At 39.4% G+C, this 19972-nt stretch carries 20 protein-coding genes; 15 read left to right on the forward strand and 5 right to left on the reverse strand.

The genetic code is table 11. From position 1 onward, the window contains the following. Positions 1–5 precede the first annotated feature (5 nt). The 8 genes from H8B06_RS08780 to H8B06_RS08815 all read left to right on the forward strand — a co-directional run bounded on the left by H8B06_RS08780 (position 6) and on the right by H8B06_RS08815 (position 6967). Complete coding sequence (locus H8B06_RS08780; protein WP_190993902.1) at positions 6–1682, forward strand: sensor histidine kinase; 1677 nt, start codon at positions 6–8, stop codon at positions 1680–1682. A 4-nt stretch (positions 1683–1686) separates the two neighbouring features. Further along, complete coding sequence (locus H8B06_RS08785; RefSeq protein ID WP_190993903.1) at positions 1687–2385, forward strand: response regulator transcription factor; 699 nt, start codon at positions 1687–1689, stop codon at positions 2383–2385. Between the two features lie 132 nt (positions 2386–2517). Next, the gene (greA, locus tag H8B06_RS08790; RefSeq protein WP_190993904.1) at positions 2518–2991 is read left to right on the forward strand and encodes a transcription elongation factor GreA; all 474 of its coding nucleotides are present in this window, start codon (positions 2518–2520) and stop codon (positions 2989–2991) included. Positions 2992–3219: 228 nt separating this feature from the next. Next, positions 3220–3630: an HIT family protein gene (locus H8B06_RS08795; RefSeq protein WP_130141257.1), complete on the forward strand. Its 411-nt coding sequence runs from the start codon at positions 3220–3222 to the stop codon at positions 3628–3630. Positions 3631–3697: 67 nt separating this feature from the next. Then, positions 3698–4372, forward strand: coding sequence for a DedA family protein (locus H8B06_RS08800; protein WP_130141256.1), 675 nt, complete (start codon positions 3698–3700; stop codon positions 4370–4372). Between the two features lie 3 nt (positions 4373–4375). Further along, positions 4376–4918: an inorganic diphosphatase gene (locus H8B06_RS08805; protein ID WP_130141255.1), complete on the forward strand. Its 543-nt coding sequence runs from the start codon at positions 4376–4378 to the stop codon at positions 4916–4918. A gap of 8 nt (positions 4919–4926) precedes the next feature. After that, complete coding sequence (locus tag H8B06_RS08810; RefSeq protein ID WP_130141254.1) at positions 4927–6243, forward strand: hemolysin family protein; 1317 nt, start codon at positions 4927–4929, stop codon at positions 6241–6243. Between the two features lie 7 nt (positions 6244–6250). After that, positions 6251–6967, forward strand: a complete 717-nt coding sequence (locus H8B06_RS08815; protein ID WP_190993905.1) for a 16S rRNA (uracil(1498)-N(3))-methyltransferase — start codon at positions 6251–6253, stop codon at positions 6965–6967. A gap of 490 nt (positions 6968–7457) precedes the next feature. Here the strand turns inward: H8B06_RS08815 and H8B06_RS08820 are convergent, their stop codons facing one another. Genes H8B06_RS08820 through H8B06_RS08830 form a run of 3 tightly spaced genes read right to left on the reverse strand, consistent with a single transcriptional unit; the run spans position 7458 to position 10042 of the window. Next, entirely contained in the window at positions 7458–7943 is a 486-nt protein-coding gene (locus H8B06_RS08820; RefSeq protein ID WP_190993906.1) for a hypothetical protein, read from the reverse strand. A 36-nt stretch (positions 7944–7979) separates the two neighbouring features. Then, a complete protein-coding gene (locus tag H8B06_RS08825; protein ID WP_190993907.1) occupies positions 7980–9401 on the reverse strand; it encodes an ABC transporter permease in 1422 nt (473 codons plus the stop codon). 2 nt (positions 9402–9403) lie between these two features. Continuing rightward, positions 9404–10042: an ABC transporter ATP-binding protein gene (locus tag H8B06_RS08830; RefSeq protein WP_190993908.1), complete on the reverse strand. Its 639-nt coding sequence runs from the start codon at positions 10040–10042 to the stop codon at positions 9404–9406. Positions 10043–10250: 208 nt separating this feature from the next. Here H8B06_RS08830 and H8B06_RS08835 point away from each other — a divergent pair, with 208 nt between their 5' ends. From H8B06_RS08835 to H8B06_RS08855, 4 genes are all read left to right on the forward strand, one after another. Beyond that, on the forward strand, positions 10251–12992 hold the full coding sequence (locus H8B06_RS08835; RefSeq protein WP_190993909.1) for a TonB-dependent receptor: 2742 nt from the start codon (positions 10251–10253) through the stop codon (positions 12990–12992). Between the two features lie 122 nt (positions 12993–13114). After that, positions 13115–14308: a hypothetical protein gene (locus H8B06_RS20750; RefSeq protein WP_237225554.1), complete on the forward strand. Its 1194-nt coding sequence runs from the start codon at positions 13115–13117 to the stop codon at positions 14306–14308. Between the two features lie 241 nt (positions 14309–14549). After that, positions 14550–15260, forward strand: a complete 711-nt coding sequence (locus H8B06_RS08850; RefSeq protein ID WP_190993912.1) for a DUF4468 domain-containing protein — start codon at positions 14550–14552, stop codon at positions 15258–15260. A gap of 259 nt (positions 15261–15519) precedes the next feature. Beyond that, positions 15520–15828 carry a hypothetical protein gene (locus tag H8B06_RS08855; RefSeq protein ID WP_190993913.1) on the forward strand — a complete coding sequence of 103 codons (309 nt, stop codon included), beginning with the start codon at positions 15520–15522 and terminating at the stop codon, positions 15826–15828. A gap of 94 nt (positions 15829–15922) precedes the next feature. Here the strand turns inward: H8B06_RS08855 and H8B06_RS08860 are convergent, their stop codons facing one another. Further along, entirely contained in the window at positions 15923–17305 is a 1383-nt protein-coding gene (locus tag H8B06_RS08860; protein WP_190993914.1) for a Fic family protein, read from the reverse strand. 278 nt (positions 17306–17583) lie between these two features. Here H8B06_RS08860 and H8B06_RS08865 point away from each other — a divergent pair, with 278 nt between their 5' ends. After that, entirely contained in the window at positions 17584–18516 is a 933-nt protein-coding gene (locus H8B06_RS08865) for an RpnC/YadD family protein (protein ID WP_190993915.1), read from the forward strand. Positions 18517–18652: 136 nt separating this feature from the next. Here H8B06_RS08865 and H8B06_RS08870 read toward each other — a convergent pair whose 3' ends face one another. Further along, positions 18653–18883 (reverse strand): helix-turn-helix domain-containing protein, encoded by a 231-nt coding sequence (locus H8B06_RS08870; RefSeq protein WP_190993916.1) that lies wholly within the window; start codon positions 18881–18883, stop codon positions 18653–18655. 592 nt (positions 18884–19475) lie between these two features. On the opposite strand from H8B06_RS08870, the gene H8B06_RS20810 reads away from it, so the two are divergent. Both H8B06_RS20810 and H8B06_RS08875 read left to right on the forward strand, forming a co-directional pair. After that, on the forward strand, positions 19476–19598 hold the full coding sequence (locus H8B06_RS20810) for a hypothetical protein (protein ID WP_262891597.1): 123 nt from the start codon (positions 19476–19478) through the stop codon (positions 19596–19598). Continuing rightward, positions 19588–19971: a hypothetical protein gene (locus H8B06_RS08875; RefSeq protein WP_223857558.1), complete on the forward strand. Its 384-nt coding sequence runs from the start codon at positions 19588–19590 to the stop codon at positions 19969–19971. The genes H8B06_RS20810 and H8B06_RS08875 overlap by 11 nt, the downstream gene beginning before the upstream one ends. Position 19972 lies beyond the last annotated feature (1 nt).

The raw sequence follows: 19972 nt of genomic DNA on the forward strand, positions 1-19972 counted from the left end.
GCAGCATGGCGTATAACCAGCTTAAATACCGAAAGAACTTTGGGTTGCTGATTGCCTTTGTAATATTGGTGACGATGTTATTTGGTGTCGCTATGTTCGCTGCACGATCCATGATAGCAAATTTTATTGAAACAGAATTCAATAATAGAAAAGTAGAGGTGTTCGATCGTTCGGTACAACCCTTTCATGAGTTCTTTAATGACAAAATTCCAGAGATATCGTATTATCAGGGGTATTTGGATTCTGTAAAAGCAGCATCTTACGTCAGTGATGTGATTCGGAAATATGCTTTCGTCGATCGTGTGCTGTTTTACGATATCACTATTACCAACTCTGATTCTATAGAGACTGGGATTAAATATAATCATTTACTGGTTTATCCAAAAAGTATAACGTCCTTTCATTTAGATAAAGACAATAGACTTATTGCCCAACGTCCTGAAAATACACTGACACGGGCTTATATAGATGACTTTAATACGATGGTGTTAAAGTTTGTTGGTTTCTTGGATCGGGTAAATGAATCGACCAGTATGTCGGACAACGATATCTATCGGGTTTTTTATACGTTGAATCCCGGAAAGGTGACCTACATGAATATTCCGCGTATTTCCGATTTGTTGGTTTATAAGCGTATGATGTCTGCTCCGGACACGACCGTTGTCGCCTATGATCAGGATATGTTTATGTTCTTAATTGATCCAAGCAAGATCCAGATTAAAAACGTCGCTTTAAATTTATATGAAAAAATAGAGATTTTACCTATTGTATCGGGTAGTGTGAGCGATCAGCATTTCTATCTCCAGACAGAACTTCCCCTTCCAGGGGCATTGTCCGATTATAAATTGCAGTATACAAGTTCCGAGGAGTTTTTTAACAAAGAAATTAACAGGCGGTTTTTGCCGGTTAGCCTGGGCATATCAGCGGTATACCTTATATTGATTTTGATTGCCTATCTGATTTATCGGAATGTAACTATTAACAGTAGATTGTTTCAATTACAATATGATTTTATCAATAATCTAACACATGAGTTTAAAACACCAGTCAGTGTGATCAAGATTGCGGGAAACAACATTCAGAGCAGCGAGAAGTTGTCGGCAGAGGAGCAACGTATGTATGGGAAGATTTTGGACCAGGAAGCGGATAAATTAAACAGTTTGATGAATAAGTTATTATCATTTGCACAAATTGAAAATAAATCTATCAAACCTAATAAAGAAGAGGTGGGAGTAGAGGAGTTTTGCGAACCAATTTTTGAAGCAGTGAGATTAAAATATGCTGATTTAAACTTTTCCTATGCTATCGATGTCCAAAACAATATGGTCGTGGATACAACGCTTTTGTTGAGTGTGTTTCAAAATTTGATTGATAATGCCTATAAATATTCGGAGCCACAGCGTAAGTTCCTACATATCGATGTACAACAAAACAAGAAAAATTTTGTTATAAAATTTAAAGATAAAGGGATAGGCATAAATAAAAAGGAATTTAATAGTATTTTTAAAAAATTTTATAGAGTAAAGAACCAATTCAACCAACAAGGAAGCATTGGTTTAGGTTTAGCGTTCTGCAAGGAAATTGTAGATTTCATGGGGGGAGAGATTAAAGTAGATAGTATGCCGGGTCAAGGTACTACTTTTACATTACTCTTGCCGCTAGGACCAAAAAGAACTAAATAATATTATGAGTAAAGATATCACGATTGCTGTAATAGAAGACGACGAAAATTTGCGTTTTTTGGTAGCACACCGCTTGCAAACAGAAGGATATAAGGTTCTTCAGGCAGCTAATGGCTTGGAAGCTGAAGAGCAAATACTACAAGAGAAGCCTGATGTGGTTCTCCTTGATTGGATGCTTCCGGGAAAAGAAGGTATTGATGTATGTGAATCTGTCCGCAAAGCTGGTTTTGAGAATATCATTATCATGATGACGGCTAAGTCGCAGGATGTGGACAAGATTGATGCTTATAGCTATGGTGTAACCGATTACATTACGAAACCCTTTAATATGGATGTGTTGGTGGCCATGATTGAAAACAAAGTACGGTTCTTTTTGCCGAAAAACAACGATGTTTATACGTTTGGTAAAACAGAGCACCACCCCACCATACATTCTTTGGTAAGAGACGGACGGAAAATAGAATTGACGATATTGGAAAATCGGATATTGCTGTATTTTCTTCAAAATGTCGGAAAGGAAATTACACGCGAGGAACTTATGGAGGTTGTTTGGGGCTATAGTTCCAACGTAAACACGCGAACCCTAGATATGCATGTGGTACGTCTTCGCAAAAAAATCGAAACGAATCCAGATAAGCCACATTATTTACAGACTGTCCGCGGATTGGGGTATAAATTTGTCGATACAGACGAGCAAGAATAACAAAAGAAATTTGCTTTTTTAGAAGTTGCTTGCTATCTTAGCAAACAGTGAGCAAGACCATGTTGTCCTGACAAAGGGCGGTATGGTCTTGTCTTTTTTTTAATTTTTTTTTGGAACAAATAATGTAAAAATATGGCAGAAGTAACTTATTACACACAAGAGGGATTAGATAAGCTGAAGCAAGAGTTACAGTATCTAAAAACGGAAGGCCGCGCAAATATCGCAAAAGCGATAGCAGAGGCAAGGGATAAGGGAGATTTATCCGAAAATGCAGAATATGATGCTGCAAAAGAAGCACAGGGGTTGCATGAAGCAAAGATCGCTAAGTTAGAAGGTGTCTTAGCTAGTGCTCGCCTAATTGACGAATCTAATCTAGACACGTCAAAGGTATTGGCTTTATCCTATGTCAAAATTAAAAACAAGAAAAACAATGCCGTAATGACGTATCAGCTGGTTTCGGAGACGGAAGCTGACTTGAAGGCCGGGAAGATTTCGGTGAAATCACCCATTGCACAAGGGCTTCTTGGTAAATCTGTAGGAGAGGTTGCTCAAGTAGAAGCGCCGGCGGGTGTCATGGAGTTTGAAATCTTGGAAATTTCAAGATAAAAAGATGAACGGTTATGTGCGGTTTCTGCCATAACCGCACATCGTTTAAAGAAGATAATTTGAAACGGTTGCTAAATCTTGCAACCGTTTTTTTATATTTCCTCTAAGAATAAAGTCTTTGATGGCAGAGGAGAATTACATAAATTCATTTTATATGTGACGCATTATATTGCACATAAAAGTGAATTTATGTAAGTTTGTTTGTTTTTTCTTTAAAAAAGATAAAAGATGTCAACAATTTTTTCAAAGATAGTGTCGGGTGAGATCCCTGCTTATAAAGTAGCAGAAAGTATCGATTATTTAGCTTTTTTGGATATCAGTCCTTTAGCTAAAGGCCATGTATTGGTTATCCCTAAAAAAGAAACAGATTATATCTTTGATATTAATGACGACGAATACATGGGTATGTGGGTGTTTGCGAAGATTGTAGCTCAAGGTGTAAAAAACGTTTTTCCTTGCCGAAAAGTAGGAATTGCTGTAGTCGGTTTGGAGGTAGCACATGCTCATATTCATTTAATCCCTTTAAATGAAGTGGACGACATGAACTTTGCCCGTCCTAAATTGAGCTTGTCAAATGATGAAATGACGAAAATAGCTGAAGATATTAGGGAAGCCATTTCGGAAGTGACGAATTCGTGATTAATAGTATCTAAACGAGAAACGAAAGATTTTAGATCGGCTTTTGCTGATAGACTAAATAGAAATTATGCAAGATTTGTGGCTGTCCTTTCAGCAATTGATGGATCCGGAATATTTATTAAGCCATGGCGGATTCTATATCGTAGTGCTGATTGTCTTTGCTGAAACAGGCCTATTCTTTGGCTTCTTTTTGCCCGGGGATTACTTGTTATTTTTAGCGGGCTTATTTTGTGCGTTAGGAAAAATTGATGTTGATATCGTAACCATGTATTTCGGGATTCTCGGAGCCGGAATTTTAGGGAACTTTACGGGTTATTGGTTTGGCTATCGAACGGGGCCCGTACTCTTCAAACGAAAAGATTCTCTTCTTTTCAAACGTAAATACGTCATTATGGCGGAAGAATTTTATCAAAAATATGGGGGGACCGCGTTAATTATAGGGCGCTTTGTGCCGATCGTTCGTACTTTTGCACCCATATTTGCGGGTGTCGTGAAATTGAATTTTCGAAAATTTATTTTCTATAACGTCGCGGGTGCACTTTTATGGGTTAGCTTGTTGACCTTGACCGGATATTTTCTGGGGGTTAAGTTTCCCGCCATTATCAATTATGTAGAATATATCATTGTTGGATTGATAGTTATCGCCTTTTTACCCATTGTTATCGCATTGCTTAAAAGGTGGCTAAAGAATAGGAAAAAAGAAACAAATAAAACAAACAGTAATAACAGTAACGTTAATTAATTAATGAACAAACAACATCCTTGGCATCAGATAGCTCCTGGGAGCGACGTGCCAAATTCGGTCAATGCCATCATTGAAATTACAAACGGCTCAAAGGGGAAGTATGAATTAGATAAAGAAACAGGTCTTCTTTTATTGGACCGTGTTTTAAGTTCGTCTGTTATATATCCTGCTAATTATGGTTTTATCCCACAAACTTATTGTGACGATAAGGACCCGTTGGATATCTTGGTGATATGCTCGGTAGATATTTTACCAATGACATTGGTAGAGGCTAAGGTAATCGGTGTGATGAATATGGTTGACGGCGGAGAACAGGATGATAAAATTATTGCTGTAGCGAAGCACGACCCTAAGTATAGCTATCTGAATCATATGGAAGATTTAGCACCGCATATCATGAAGGAAATCGTTCAGTTTTTTGAAAGCTACAAAGCGCTTGAAAAGAAAAAAGTGAGTGTAGACGGTATCCACGGTCGCGAGCGTGCACAGGAAATCTTATTGGAAAGTATCGAATTGTATAAAAAAGAATTCGGTAACAAATAATTTTTAGCATGGCTATCGATGTTTTTTGGACGGTATTTTTGGTTTTGGCTAATGGTTTTTTCGTAGCTGCGGAATTTGCAATTGTCAAAGTTCGGGCTTCACAGATTGAGCTACAAGCAAAGTCGGGAAGTAAAGTCGCCAAAATTGCCAAGAATATCACCGAACACTTAGATGGTTATTTAGCCGCTACACAGCTAGGTATTACACTGGCCTCTCTTGCACTCGGATGGGTGGGAGAGGCGGTGATGACACGTATTGTCCATGAATTTTTTGGGCTGTTCAATGTCGAACTGACCGGAACAATAGCGAAAAACTTGGGACATGTTCTTGCTTTTAGTATTATTACCTTTTTGCATATCGTCTTTGGTGAACTGGCACCGAAATCCATTGCCATACAACGTCCCGTAGCGACAACCATGAGGATTGCGGCACCACTTCAGTTTTTTTATTATATTTTCAGACCAATTATTTGGTTACTCAATGGGTTTGCTAATTTCTTATTACGCTTAATTGGCATAGAAGTTAACGCCCACGAAGCCCATCACTCTTCCGAAGAGTTACAATATCTGTTAGAAAAAGGGAAAGAAAGTGGTGCGCTGAATAATGCGGAACATGAACTCATTAAGAACGTTTTTGATTTTAATGAACGTATTGTGAAGAATATCATGGTTCCACGTACCAAGATTGTTGCGGTAGAGATTACAGATACGGCCGAAGAACTCATTACTACAGCTACCGAGGAAGGCTATTCCCGTATCCCAATCTATGATGACAATATAGATCAGATTGTCGGCATTGTCCACACGAAGGATTTATTACCCATTATTGTACAGGGTAAGGAAGTTATCTTAAAAAATATTATACGTAAACCCTATTTTATCCCGGAGACGAAGAAAATAAACGATTTGATGGCTGAATTCCAGCAAAAACGAATTCAAATTGCTATCGTTTTGGATGAATTTGGGGGTACGGCAGGAATGGTGACATTAGAGGACATCGTAGAGGAATTAGTTGGCGAGATTCAAGATGAGTATGATGAAGAAACACCGGTTGTGGAAAAGATTTCGGAAACAGAGTATATGGTGGATGCCGGTGCAAGCGTACATGATGTTAACGGATACTTACCGTTAGAGTTACCCGAAAGTTCTGACTATGATACCATGGCGGGTTTAGTAAGCCATTATTTTGAGAAAATCCCTGATGTTGGTGAGGTGCGGGAAGCAGCAGGATATTCATTCACTATTATCAAGAAAACGCAACAAAACATTGAATTTGTGAAATTGGAATTGATGGAGACGCCATACGATGATATTGATGAAGATTAAATAAAGTATGCATCTATTTTATACACCTACTATTGAGCCGCATTATACGGAGTTTATGCTCACGGAAGATGAAAGTAAGCATGCTATTCGCGTGTTGCGCTTAACGGCTGGGGATGAAATATACTTAGTTGATGGCGTCGGAGGATGGTATACGGCCAAAATCCTGGATCCACATCCTAAGCGGACTACATTGTCTATATTGCACGTAGAGCAGGATTATGAAAAGCCAGCTTATTATTTGCATGTGGCCGTCGCGCCTACAAAAAATATGGATAGGATGGAATGGTTTTTGGAAAAAGCTACAGAAGTTGGGATACAGGAAATTACACCTATTGTCTCGTCCCATTCAGAGCGGAAGGAAGTGAAAAACGAACGTTTGCATAAAGTGGTGATTCCTGCTATGAAACAATCTCTCAAAGCCTATCTCCCCAAAGTCAATCCTGCTGTTTCCCTTCAGCAGTTTTTCGATCAGATAAAATCAGAAGAATATAAGACTAAGGCGATTGCGCACTGTGCCGATGGAGAAAGACAATATCTAGCTAATATTTGCTCCCCGGGGGAGAAATACTTGATCTTGATTGGTCCAGAAGGTGATTTTTCCGAGAATGAAATTGCGCAAGCGCTATCTTTAGGATATCAACCTGTTTCATTAGGAAACAGTCGTCTCCGTACCGAAACAGCTGCGGTAGCAAGTTGTTTAGAGATTGCGGTTTTAAACCGCTAATTCTTCATTTTTTTGTCTTGACACAAAAAAACGAAGCAAAACCGATCGAAGAGAGCTCATGGATACCAAAATAAACACGAATCCATAAAAAGGTCAAGACTTGCAAGGTTCCACTACCTTTACTGGTCTATTCCTAAACAGAATGGAACTCCGTTCGGTCAAACAGCATTCTGTTTTTAACGGAATAGCCTTCGTAAAGCTGGCCGTGGAACAATGCTAGGTCGTGTTAATTCGCGACACGACCATCAATTATCGATCGCGTTCATATACGTAATGTACTATCCCTTCCTTAACCTTAATTGTCGCATCCGGATTTTTGACAACTGTAGAAATCCTCTCCTTGCACTTTCCCGTCCTGTCAAACATCCGAAGAGACGAGGTTTTATGAACAAATGTTTATTTTGGTGTTCATGAGCTCCCGTTGGTCGGTTTGCTTCTTTTTCACGGGGAAAAAGAAGATGAAAGAGTTTATATAAAGAAAACCTTTGTTTTATTTCACAATAACAGCATCAACAATCTGAATCTCTGCATTCCCTTTTAAAGGCTCCGGATTGAATACCATTTTTCCTTTTATCTTAATAGGTTCCTCGGTAAATCTTACCGATTCGCTTTTCATGAAGATTTCGACCATGGGTGGGATACCATTGCTTCCGCAGAAAGCACATTGCATAACAGGAAGTACAGAAAGCATAAATGTTTTGTGATTACGGCCGCTGTTTAAGGGTACCAGATAACCCGGAAGTTCCACTACTTTATTCTCTAATGTTTTTAAAGCAGGAGGGTAATGGGGCGTGTACACTTTTTTGTTGTTCTCCGTTGTCACTTTATACATCATCTTGTCGATCGCCTCCCACGTGCTGTTCATCATCGGCGTATGGTCGGGCGTGTTCATCTCCGGAAACTGCCCAATTTGGGCTTTTGCTATACCGAAGGTGAATAATGTAATAATGAATGTTAATATTGTTGTTTGCTTCATTTTTTTATTTGTTGTTATATGGTGACAAGGGTACTATTATTTATCTGCTAAAATCGTTGAAATGGATGTTTTGTAGGCTTTAATAGCTGGAATGATCGCCGCTAAAATGCCCAGAAGACAAGCAGCAAGTACTAAAATAAACTCTTGTCCGTGAATGTTAAAAGCCTCAATAAAATCGGCACTTTCTGTAGTATGTCGACCGATAGCATATAACGCCGCATGTCCAAGCAGTAAGCCTACTATTCCGCCCATTAATGTAATCACCAACCCTTCGACTAATACCAGACCGAAAAGTTTAGTTTTAGATGCACCCAAGGAGCGCATGACGGCAAGGTCATATTTTCGTTCTTTTAAGGCATTATAAAGGCTAATAAATACACTTAGACCAGCGATGATCATGATAATATAGGCTAATATCGCGAAGGAATCCAGCCCTACGCCCAATAAAGAAAACAAGCGGGTACTTTCGATAGCCGGCGATGCAGCCTGCATATCCGTAGATTCGTTAACCAATCTTGGGATAACGCCTAAAGCCGCTGGCGAGCTATATTTAATCAATAATGCGGTCACTTCCTCACCACGGTCTTCGAGCATATCCGCTCCAATACTCTTGACAAACATATCGTTCGGTTTTTCGGAAACCATTTCTTCATGGTTGTGGAGGTCGTCTTCATGATGCACATGATCGAGATGTTCGTGTGTTTTGTGATCATGTGTATGGTGGTCGTGGTCATGTTGGTGCTCATCTCGATGACTGTGGCCGTGATCGTGTCCGTCTTCATGGCTGTGCTCATCGGCATGCGGTTCCCCTTGTTCATGAGCGTGGTCGTGGTCGCCATGGTGGAGTCCATGCACATCCCATACGCTTTCTAAATTACATAGGATAAGGTTGTCTACAATGGATCCCGATTTTTCTAAAATGCCTACTATTTTAAAAGGATGGTCATCGTGTACGTGTCCATCTTCTGAAAGACCATGCGCGGTGAAAAATTCATCACCTATTCCCAAACCTCTTTTGCGCGCTACTTCGCTCCCTATCACCGCTTCAAAGGAATTTTTCCATAGCGCTCCGTTTTGTATAGTTAAACCATATAGTTCCAGATAAGATGGTTCTGTACCAATGACACGGTGTCCTTTGAAGTTGTCTCCTAACGAGATGGGAACTGCCATTTCGATGAAAGGATTTTCGCCAAGTTGCCTGGCTTGTGTCAACGCAATATTACCGGTAGGGTTATCCACATGATAAAGTGAACTCAGGATGAGCTGTAAAGGGCTTCCCTTTGCCCCAACGACAAGATCTATATTTTTTGTATTGTTTGTCAATTGCTTTTCAAAGGTGTCGCTTGTGATATAAATAACGCATAGGATAGCTACACCAAAAGCGGTGAGTAATATGCTGAGTAGGGTCGAGCCAAGTTCCTGTGTTATATTTTTCCAGACGAGTTGTAAATTATTCATGGCTACAGCTGATAGGAGTTCGTGAAATGATCTTTTATGCGCTTATCGTGGGTGGCGATGAGCAGGGTCGAGCCGAAGTTGCTGGCGATGTTGAACAGCAATTGTAACACCAAATCTGTGTTTTTATCATCTAATGATGCTGTAGGTTCGTCGGCCAATAATAGCCCCGGCCGATTAATGATTGCTCTAGCGATAGCAACACGTTGTTTTTGGCCTCGGCTCAGTTGGTTCGGCAATACATGTGCTTTATCTTTTAATTGTAGATAATCCAATAGCTCGGCAATAGTCTGCTCGTTCACCGGATTTTTGGCTAAGCGTTGTGCTAGCTTGATATTTTCTGTTACGGTGAGGTTTCGCAAAAGATGCGCCTCTTGAAATATAAAGCCGAGGTTCTTTGCCCGGAAAGCGTCTAGTGTCGCTCCGCTCATGGTATACAGCGAATCGTTCATAAGGTGAACCTCACCAGTAGTAGGTTTAGATAGACCACTTAGTAGATGCAAAAGCGTAGTCTTACCTGTTCCGGAATCGCCTAAGAGCAAGCTATGTTGGTTTTTTGCTATATGGATATCCGGAAATTCTAATTTAACACCCTGTGGATATTGGTAACTTAACCGGACGGACGATAGTATCGTATCTGCCATAGTGTTCTGTTTTTAAGGGACCAAATTACTAACTATTATACACAACTCCGAATAAACAAATGAGTGATGCTAGGATTTAACGAAAAAAATACAATCCGTTCGAACAGGAGTTAATAATTTATTAACAAACAAGTGATGTTTTAATAATCGGTTGTTAACAGTTAGCTAATATTATGCTCATAATATTGCAACATAATATTAACACATCATGATTAAGTTTAGTTATTATGTTGCTTTTGTCATTTTTGCACTGATTATTTCAGTCTCGACTATTAAAGCACAACAATTTGGAGTAAAGGGAAAAGTTTTGGATATCGAAACTTATCAACCTATTTCCGGAGTTAGTATCAAAATTGCGAACACCCAGTATGCGACATCTACGGACAATGCGGGGGAGTTTTCGATTACTTTACCCGAGAAACAAACGGAATATGTTCTTGTGAGTACGTTCGTCGGATATAATACAGATTCAACAACGTTCAACCTTGAACAGAGCGAATGGGAATTTGTTCCCGTGGCTTTGGTAAATGCGAACTCTACGTTAGATGAAGTCGTTATTACCAGAAGAAGGGAACGTGCGAGCGAAATCGTACTATTGGAAGAACGACGTTTGTCGAATTTGATGGTGGAGAAGATCGGTGCGCAGGAGTTGTCGAGGAAAGGCGTTGGCGATGCTGCATCTGCGTTAGCAAAAATGAGCGGGGTTTCCCGTGTAGAAGGAACGAATCAGGTTTATGTACGTGGACTGGGTGACCGCTATAATACGACTTCGTTTAATGGCCTGCCGATTCCATCGAATGACCCGGAGCGTAAGAATATTGATTTGGATCTCTTTACAACAGATATTGTAGAGTATGTAGCGATAGACAAAGTATATAGTAACTATATGTCGGGTGATTTTGCCGGAGGAAATGTAGATATCGCATCAAAAAGATATTCTGGCGACGGGATGTTGGAAGTGACTCTCGGAAGTAATATCAATACGAATGTCCTTGACCAATGGGATAATTTTTATCTGCAGCAAGGACCGACACACAGTGGGTTTGTGAATTATGGTGTTCCTAACGATCCATTGGGTGGATATAATTTCCAGAATAGTTTGAATCCGAAAAAGCAAACGCCGATTTTCGGGAATATTGGTTTACGAGGCGGGAAGTCCTTTAGTTTTTTTGATGGAAGTCGTCTGAACCTGTTTGCTGTAGCAAATTTTACGGGTGATTATAATTATAGAGAGGGTGTAAATAGACAATTGAGTTCGGGAGGAGAGCAGCTGAAAGATTTTGATCAGACACGTTATGAATACACGACGAACTCCACGGGAATGTTCAATGCAGAATATGTACTAAATCCAAGTCATCGATTTTCCTACAACTTCTTGTTTGTCAATTCATCCGATCAATCTGCTGATCATTATTACGGCTTTATCCGGGATATGGCGGAAAACGGAAGTGGAATGGTGCAACGTAACACCTTTCGACAAACGAAATTATTTGTTAATCAGCTTTTAGGTAACCATGTATTAACGGAGAAAATAGATGTAGACTGGGGGGTATCCTATAATAATGTGGTCAGTAGAATGCCCGATCGTACACAAAATATTACGCGTATGGATGATCAGCTAGGGTATCGGGTACTCGTGCAGAATCAGCAAGCGGATAATCACCATTATTTTCAAGATCTGACCGAAAATGAAATTGCATTTAACGTTGCGACACATTATAAACTAGGAGACGAGGCTCAAGGTCGTATATCGTTGGGATATAATGGTAAAATAAAAGAGCGGGATTTCGAGGATATTCAGTTTAACTTTAATATTAAAGAAGCGGGACGGCAGAGGGAAATCGATCCAAATAACCTCGATGCTTTTTTTAATGCCTCTAATTTTCATCCAGATATTTTTGAAATACGTGGCTTTAGGAGTACCCTTCCACAAACTTACGAAGGGAAGCAAAATATTCATGCCTTTTTTATCAATGGAGAATACAAACTGACGGATAAACTGACGGGGTTGTTGGGCTTACGCTATGAAAATATCATGCAATCCATTCAATATTCTACCGTTTTAGCGGATATCGGAACACCCAATACATTCAGACGGAACAGCATCCTGCCTAATCTAATCTTAAAATATGAGCTGGATGAAAAGCAAAATCTACGCTTAGGTGCCAGTAAAACTTACACCATGCCACAATTTAAAGAACGTGCCCGCTTTGAATATATGGATGTAACGGAAACTCGCGTGGGAAATCCAGATCTATATGCGTCGGAAGATTATAACCTGGACATTAAGTGGGAAATGTTCCCACGTTCGTCGGAGCTACTATCAGTCACCGCATTTGGGAAGTATATCAAAGATCCGATGAACCAAGTAACTTTAGCTTCATCAAGCAATGATGTTTCTTATCTAAATACGGGCGATTATGGAACCGTTTACGGTGTGGAAGTAGAGGTGAAGAAAGACTTGTTCTCTTTTGATAATGGCGATAGCAAACTGTCGGTAGGAGGGAACGCGGCTTATATGAAAACCGATCAGGAATTGGATGCCGACAAAGTAAGAAAAGAGAATGGATCGGCTTATAATATTAGTTTAACACATGATCAGGCAAGTTTTACAGGTGCTTCGGATTTTCTGATGAACGCCGATCTTTCTTTTATCAAAAAATGGAATAATGATTCGGATATCATGGCGACGGTTTTGTATAATCACTTCTCCGATCGGCTGTATTCTTTAGGGTCACAAGGAAGAGGTAACCAGCTTGATAAAGGCGTAGGAACATTGGATTTCATATTGAAGTATAGAATCAACCGACATCTTGGTGTCGATCTAGGAGCTAGAAATTTATTGGATCCAACCTACGAAAGGTTTCAGGAAAGCGCTAACGGACCGCTTACGGTACTTTCTTACAAGAGAGGTGTTCGCTTTTCGTTAGGTGTAAAATACACACTATAATACAACTTAATAAAAAGGTAATATTACGTTAATGTAATAGAAATTTAAACGATAGATATTTGTATTACTAAATTTTAATAATTAGAGAGATGATGAAAAAATCTACTATTCAATTGGCTAAGATGTTCTGTTTAGGACTTTTGTCTACTTCGTTAGCATTCACTTCATGTAGTGATGACGATAATCCAGAACCAGATGGAGACTCTTCATTTGAGTTAGTGCGCGATGATTTTCAAGGTGAAATTTCGGATGGCGAAGTTGTTTTAGCTTCAGGTACATATAAGCTGACAGGAAAAATCGTGGTGAAGGATGGAGCTACGTTAACAATTAAACCAGGTGTGACTATCGAGGCAACTGATCTTGATCCTGCTAGCAATCGTAAGGATATTCGCTACATCGCAGTAGCGCAAGGTGGAACAATCAATGTGGAAGGTACACAACAAAGTCCAGTTGTCATGACAGCTACAACGAAAGAACCGGCTGCGTGGGGTGGTCTGGTAATCTGTGGACGTGCTCCAATTAATGTAGGAACGACTGCATCGGCAGAGGTTTCAGATTTGGCGTACGGCGGTACCGATGCTAGCGATAATTCGGGATCCCTTAGATATTTGAGAATTGAGTACTCTGGGTATTCATACAATAGCGAAAAAGAATTTAACGGACTTTCTTTATTCGGTGTAGGTAATGGAACAACGATCGAGTATGTGCAATCTTACCAAGGTTCGGATGATGCGTTTGAATGGTTTGGTGGAACGGTAAATGCAAAATACCTAGTGTCTATCAATACGCATTCATCAGTTGGTGATGATATCTTTGACTGGACAGAGGGCTGGAGCGGTACAGGCGAATACTGGTACGGTAAAAGAACAAACGATGGTAACAGAGGTATCGAGGCAGATAATAACTCTAATAATCATAATGCTAATCCTATCTCTAACCCTACCATTAAAAACTTGACGTTAGTTGGAAATAATGGTGGCGGTGAAAACCATGCGATCAAAATGCGTGTTGGTACGAATGGTAGCTTTGATAATGTGGTATTAAGCAACTGGGGTACTGGTTTTGATATCCAACACAATGAGAGCGTGGCATTTGTTACGGCAGGTACGTTGAAAGCGACAAACGTAAAATTTGATAATGTTGTAACGAGATCAAAAGGTCAAAAAACAAGTCCAGGGAAAGACAGCGAAAACAAAGATATTCCGGGCGATATTGTTGATGTTTCAGCTCTTTACACAGTAAATGATAACGCTACTGGTGCTGGTAATGGTGTGGATCAACCAACATGGGCACAAGGTTGGACTGTTGGTTTCTAAGCAAAATAGCGTAGATACGCTTCAGAACAATAAGAATAAATAAATACCTCTCAAAGACCGGCTTCTGATAAAGGAGCCGGTTTTTTTTATTGCAACCTTTTTAAGGGTGTCGATTAAGATCAAAACTGTCAGCGGAATGTTTTGAATTATTAAATTAATGATTTGTTGATTTACAGGTAATACGTTTCTCTTATTTTACGATCGATAAAAATCGCCTAGTTTATTCTAAAATATATCAAAAATGAAATTAGTATATCCTTTGTTACTTTGGTCTTTACCTTTATGGTCTTTTTCTCAGGACGCGGGTATTTTCAATAAAGTGTATAAGCCAAGTTACCACCAGATAGACAGTGTAGCCTCCTACATCCCATTAAAAGATGGAAAAGTCGTATACCGTGAATTTATAACATATCAAGGAGATAAGGACAAAGCTTATATTGCTTTAAAACGGTGGTTTGTAGACAATTTTCCAGACATACAAAATGTGATTCAGATCGATGATCGGGAAACCGGAACATTGGTTGGCAAGTCGGTTAGGAAATACAATTTTAAATCGGGGGTCAATAAATCTGACTTCTCTATGTATTTTACGGTCTCGGTAAATATCAATGCCAACACGGTAGATATGTCGATTTACAATATCTACGGCAGCGACAAACGCCGAAATAACCTGCAAATGTATTTGGAAGCGACCAACGCGATGCTCAACGAGAATATTAACTTCGATCAGCACAATTCTGTCGAGATGTTCAATGTCGACCTCACCAAATCTTATTTCGATTACTTGAAAGGTAAGCGCAGGAAATATAACGGACGGGTCGTTTATACGGTTGATAGCGAAGTGAGGGGAATATTCGAATCCGCAAGAAAGGCTGTGGCAAGTGGTTCGGAAACTCATAGCAGTTCCCGCCGAAAAGCCCCAAATATGGGAACGGTTTTTAGCGTTCTGTGAACCCTTTTCCAGAAAATGGATTCACAAGTTGAATATAGGGCGCCACCTATTTCGAACTTGTGATCCCTTATTGGAAAAACGTAGTCCCTTAATGGAAAGATGTGTTGCCTTTTTCAGAAGGTGTGTTACCCTTTTGTTAAATAGGTGTTACAACACACAAATAGGTGTTCCCCTTTTATCTTTTCGTGATCCCTTATAGGTAAAACGTGTTGCCTTTTTCGGAAGATGTGATTACATTTTGGGAAAATGTATTCCCTTATTGAAAAAACGTGATCCCTTTTTAGGAAAACGTGATTACGCTTTTGTGACAAGTGAACGGTATTTTGCTACTTGTGATCCCTTATTGGTAAAACGTGATGCCCATTTAGGAGGAGGTAATCACACCTTTAGAACAAGTGAACGATATTTTGTTGCCTGGGATCCACTATTGGTAAAACGTGCCCCCTATTTCGTGATTTGTGTTTCCATATCAGCAAAACGTACCACCGTTTGGCAAAAAAGGGATATAGAATGCTTAAAAAGGGTTCGCGAAAAGCCAAAAAGTGTTCCCGAAAAAGGCACATTTTAGCGCGTAGATATGATTTCTGATATCTTGGGGCTGTCCATAGAGGAAATAGAAAAGCTGAAATAGTTGTTCGGCGATCAAACCAGAACCACTCTTATTAGATCATCAATTTGATTTCACTTGTCATATTTCTTAGCAATTGCTTTTGTAATTGTGATATTACCTGTCTGTCAATCGAATCCTCATAATCAAATATATGTTGGATTGGTTTTTGACCCTTTACATTAATTTTTATTAGGGGATAAGTGTTTTCCAACACCAAATTTACATCAATTACAAGCGTCGTTTTGTTATTTCCGCCTTTGAGTCCGAGATTCTCAGTTCTCCATGTAATATCTTTAAGATCTTCTTTATATAGGTCTATTCCAAAAATGCTTAAACTTCTTTTTTCTACAAGCTTTCTTAATGAATCGGTTTGGGCGATGTTCATAAGCGCAGAATTATTGGCTAGAAGATCGCCTACTGTTGGATTGAACTGTTTTCCATTTACAAAAATAGTCGACTTTGACTCTGCGAAGAGATCAGAAATTTCGGCTAGCGTTTCTTCCAAATAGGGTTTTATGTTCTCCATGAAATTTTTAACTGTATTATGTGCCAGTTTAGGAGATTTCGTTCTTTTTTCTTTCTTAAGTCTGGCTTTCAAGAGAGTAAGCTCTTTTATAGCATCGTCTTCGTCTTCGATGTCTTGCCCTTTAGCTCCCAAAATCATTATTTTCAAAGATCTGATAAGATTTTGTGCAATATAATCAATGAATGGGTCGATTTTTCCTCCATCAGCTTGTCTTAGTGTGGAAAAATAACTCTGTTTATCTTCTGTTTTGATAATAGCTGGAGGGTAACAAAATTTCATCAAAATAAAATTCATGATTATTCGGGCGGTACGTCCGTTACCATCGTCAAACGGGTGAATTCTGATGAATCGATAGTGAAATTCTGCGGCGAGTATAATTGGGTTTACTTCTGGAACCTCGCTTTCTGATCTATACCATGAAATAAGATCGTGCATTTGAGCAGGCGTTTCTTCTGGTGCTGCAAATCTAAATATTTCACCGGTTCTAGTTTTGACATGATTGGGAGCAGTTTTATATTGCCCTACTGCAATCCTACGCGTTGTTGGTTGGCCATCAGGTGTAATCGCTTTTACTTCGTATGGAGACTTAAGGAGTAAAGTATGCAGCTCACGTATAAAGTTTTCAGTAAGCGGATAATCTCCCTTGACTAATTCCTCGATCCATTTAATGGCCTCGTCGTGACCGGTAATCTCAAGATGATCTTTTAATGGCTTTCCCTGTGTAGTGATTCCGTGTAATAAAAGTGCCTTTGTTTCGATATAAGTTAAGCTGTTTCCTTCAAGGCTATTGGAGTGGTAATTCCAGTCAAACCTAAATTGTTGCATAAGACTGTCTTCCATCTCCATTGAGAGGGGAAGAAGAGTATCCAACTCTTCTTTTAATGCTAAGGTTTTTCCAATCGGCTGCATATAAGTTTGTTATCTTGACGATATATTGTATGTTCAACGACTAGGAGGATCGTACGTACTGTTATTGGACATATTTCGAACATTCAAAGTAACTAGATTCTTCGCAGCTTTTCAACATAACAGGGGTTATTTTTTATGGTCATGATCATTTTGTGGAGCTCTTTGTAAGTCCTATATTAGAGAGGATTGATAAAATTGACATTATTTTGCTAAAAATATTAGCTTTCTTATCCCTTTTTTCATTATCTTTGCTTCTCTAATCAGAAGATAACAGAATTATGGCAAATTCAGCAAGACGTATCGATGATCCGTTATGGAAATCTATTTTGGAGCAGACCTTCTCCCATTTTTTGAAGTTCATCTTTCCAGATGCAGAAGATGTTTTTGATCTCAGTAAGCCGTTTGATTATCTCGACAAGGAATTTGAAAGCCTTTTTCCCCCTAAGCCGAATGGTAAGGGGCTACGCTATGTAGATAAGCTGGTGAAGGTATTTCTCAAAAACGGAGCGGAGCAGTTTGTGCTTTGCCATGTGGAGGTACAGTCCAGTAAAGGGAAAGGCGATCTTGCCGAACGGATGTTCCGTTATTTTTACAAAATTTCTGACCGTTACAAAGTACCTATTACGGCTATTGCTATTCTTGCAGATAGCAACAAAAACTACCGCCCTAAACTGTATGTTCAGGAGTTTATGGGTACGAGTCTCCGTTATAGTTTCAACAGCTACAAGGTCATCGACCAGGATGAATCGACGTTGCGGAGCAATGCCAATCCGTTCGCCGTCGTCGTGCTTACGGCATTGTTGGCCATCCTCCACAGGAATGTCACAGATGAGGAATTGAAGGAAATGAAGCATGATCTTTATGACGAGATGATGAAGAGGAAGATGGATAAAAAGACGCGTCAGGGGATATACGACTTTTTAGCGTATTATGTTAGTTTTCAAAATTCAGAAAATTTCTATAACTTTGAGAAAGAGGTTGAAACGAAATTAGGTAGGAGTAATATTATGGGAACAAGAGAATATTTATTGGACAAAGCTACGAAGCAGGGGTTGGAAAAAGGCAAGCAGGAAGAACGTGCCAAAGCTGAAGCTGAAAAATTAGCTGAAAGAAGGGAAACTGCCCGTGAAATGAAAAAGGACCGTCTGCCGATAGAGCAAATTGCCAAATTCACAAAACTCTCCATAGAGGAAATAGAAAAGCTGAAATAGCTTTAAAACGGCATAATCTTGAAGGTGTTTCCGATAAAGGAAGCACCTTTTTTGCTTAAAAAAACCTTGCTATTATTAACGTTGCAAGTCCGTTGGTTGTTAGATTAAAGGGCGTCTGATTATAATAGGGACACGGCTAAAGATCTAATAACTTGGAAACAGGCATATTTAGTTTGTCGGCTATCTTCTTTAATATTGAAATAGTAGAATTAGTTTCCGCCCTTTCTATTCGACCAATTTGACGTGTATCAAGATCACAAAAATCAGCAAATTCTTCTTGAGACATCCCTCGATCCTCACGAACATCTTTTAGATGCTTCCCCAATTTTTCTAGATATTCTTGATCTCGATATTGCTTTTCGGCCATGAATCGAAAATCATCATAAAATATAAAAATTGTTAGGACTTATTTGTCCTATTAATTAATTTATCTATCTTTGTATAGACTCTATAAAAAGAGGCGTTTTTAAACTAAGAAGCTTTGCTCAACAAGACCTAGGAAATCTTAAAGCACGCGAAGCAGCGGTGAGAAAATGCCCGCAATTTGTATATTTGACATTGCAAAGTGTGGGCTCTCTCCGTGTCGCGTGCTTGGAGGTTTCGGCTTCCGCCCTTCCTAGGGGGTGTTGAGCGCACGGAGGGAGCCTGCATACTATATATGACTCTTTCTATATACCTTCTTGTTTTACTAAAACTCAAGAAGAAATGAAAAACCAAAGAAAACAACGTCTAAAAAATCTCATTTCTCCGCCCGACTAGCTCGGTGTGTCTAGCCATTCTTTGGCTTTCTAAATGAATGCGATATACAAAACCGACAACTGACAATTATGAAAAGCCGGACTTCTCGCATTCTAGCTTTATCTTATTTACTAACCTGCGATACGGAAGAAACTAGGTCTACGAGATAGCTGCAGAATCTTGCTCTTACAGTTTCGGCGTTCCGCAAAACACTTAAAAGAATGCAGAAATTATGCAAAGGGGATGCCTATGCCCTAACACAAAGCTATAAGAAAGCTTGTATAAGATGGAATGACAGCCTAATAGCTGCTACAAAAGTAAAGGAGGACGTCAATGGATATTAGGTATATATCGCTACTTAAAAACGTGCGAGAGATAACCGATGACGATTATGATCCCAAAGAGAAAATCCAAGCTTTCTGGGAAAAATACGGTGTTAATCACAGTCGTCTGCACGTCCTTAACATGTGCCTCATTTACGGCGGGGAGCAGAATGTCCAGGAGGGACTCAGCAAAGAGGATATGGAGATATTTTCATATGAACTCATGACACTTCTGATGGCTTATCATGTAGCTCATCATGAAAAGCTAAATCTTGAAGATATTAAAATTCCTATCGAAGAAGCACCGAAAAAGAGTCCGGAGGAGAAGTTTTTCTCCGACATCCTTTATACGATGCTCGGTTTGCGCCATTTCGAACAAAAATTAGAACCATAAT

Source organism: Sphingobacterium micropteri, assembly GCF_014692515.1.
Classification (GTDB): domain Bacteria; phylum Bacteroidota; class Bacteroidia; order Sphingobacteriales; family Sphingobacteriaceae; genus Sphingobacterium; species Sphingobacterium micropteri.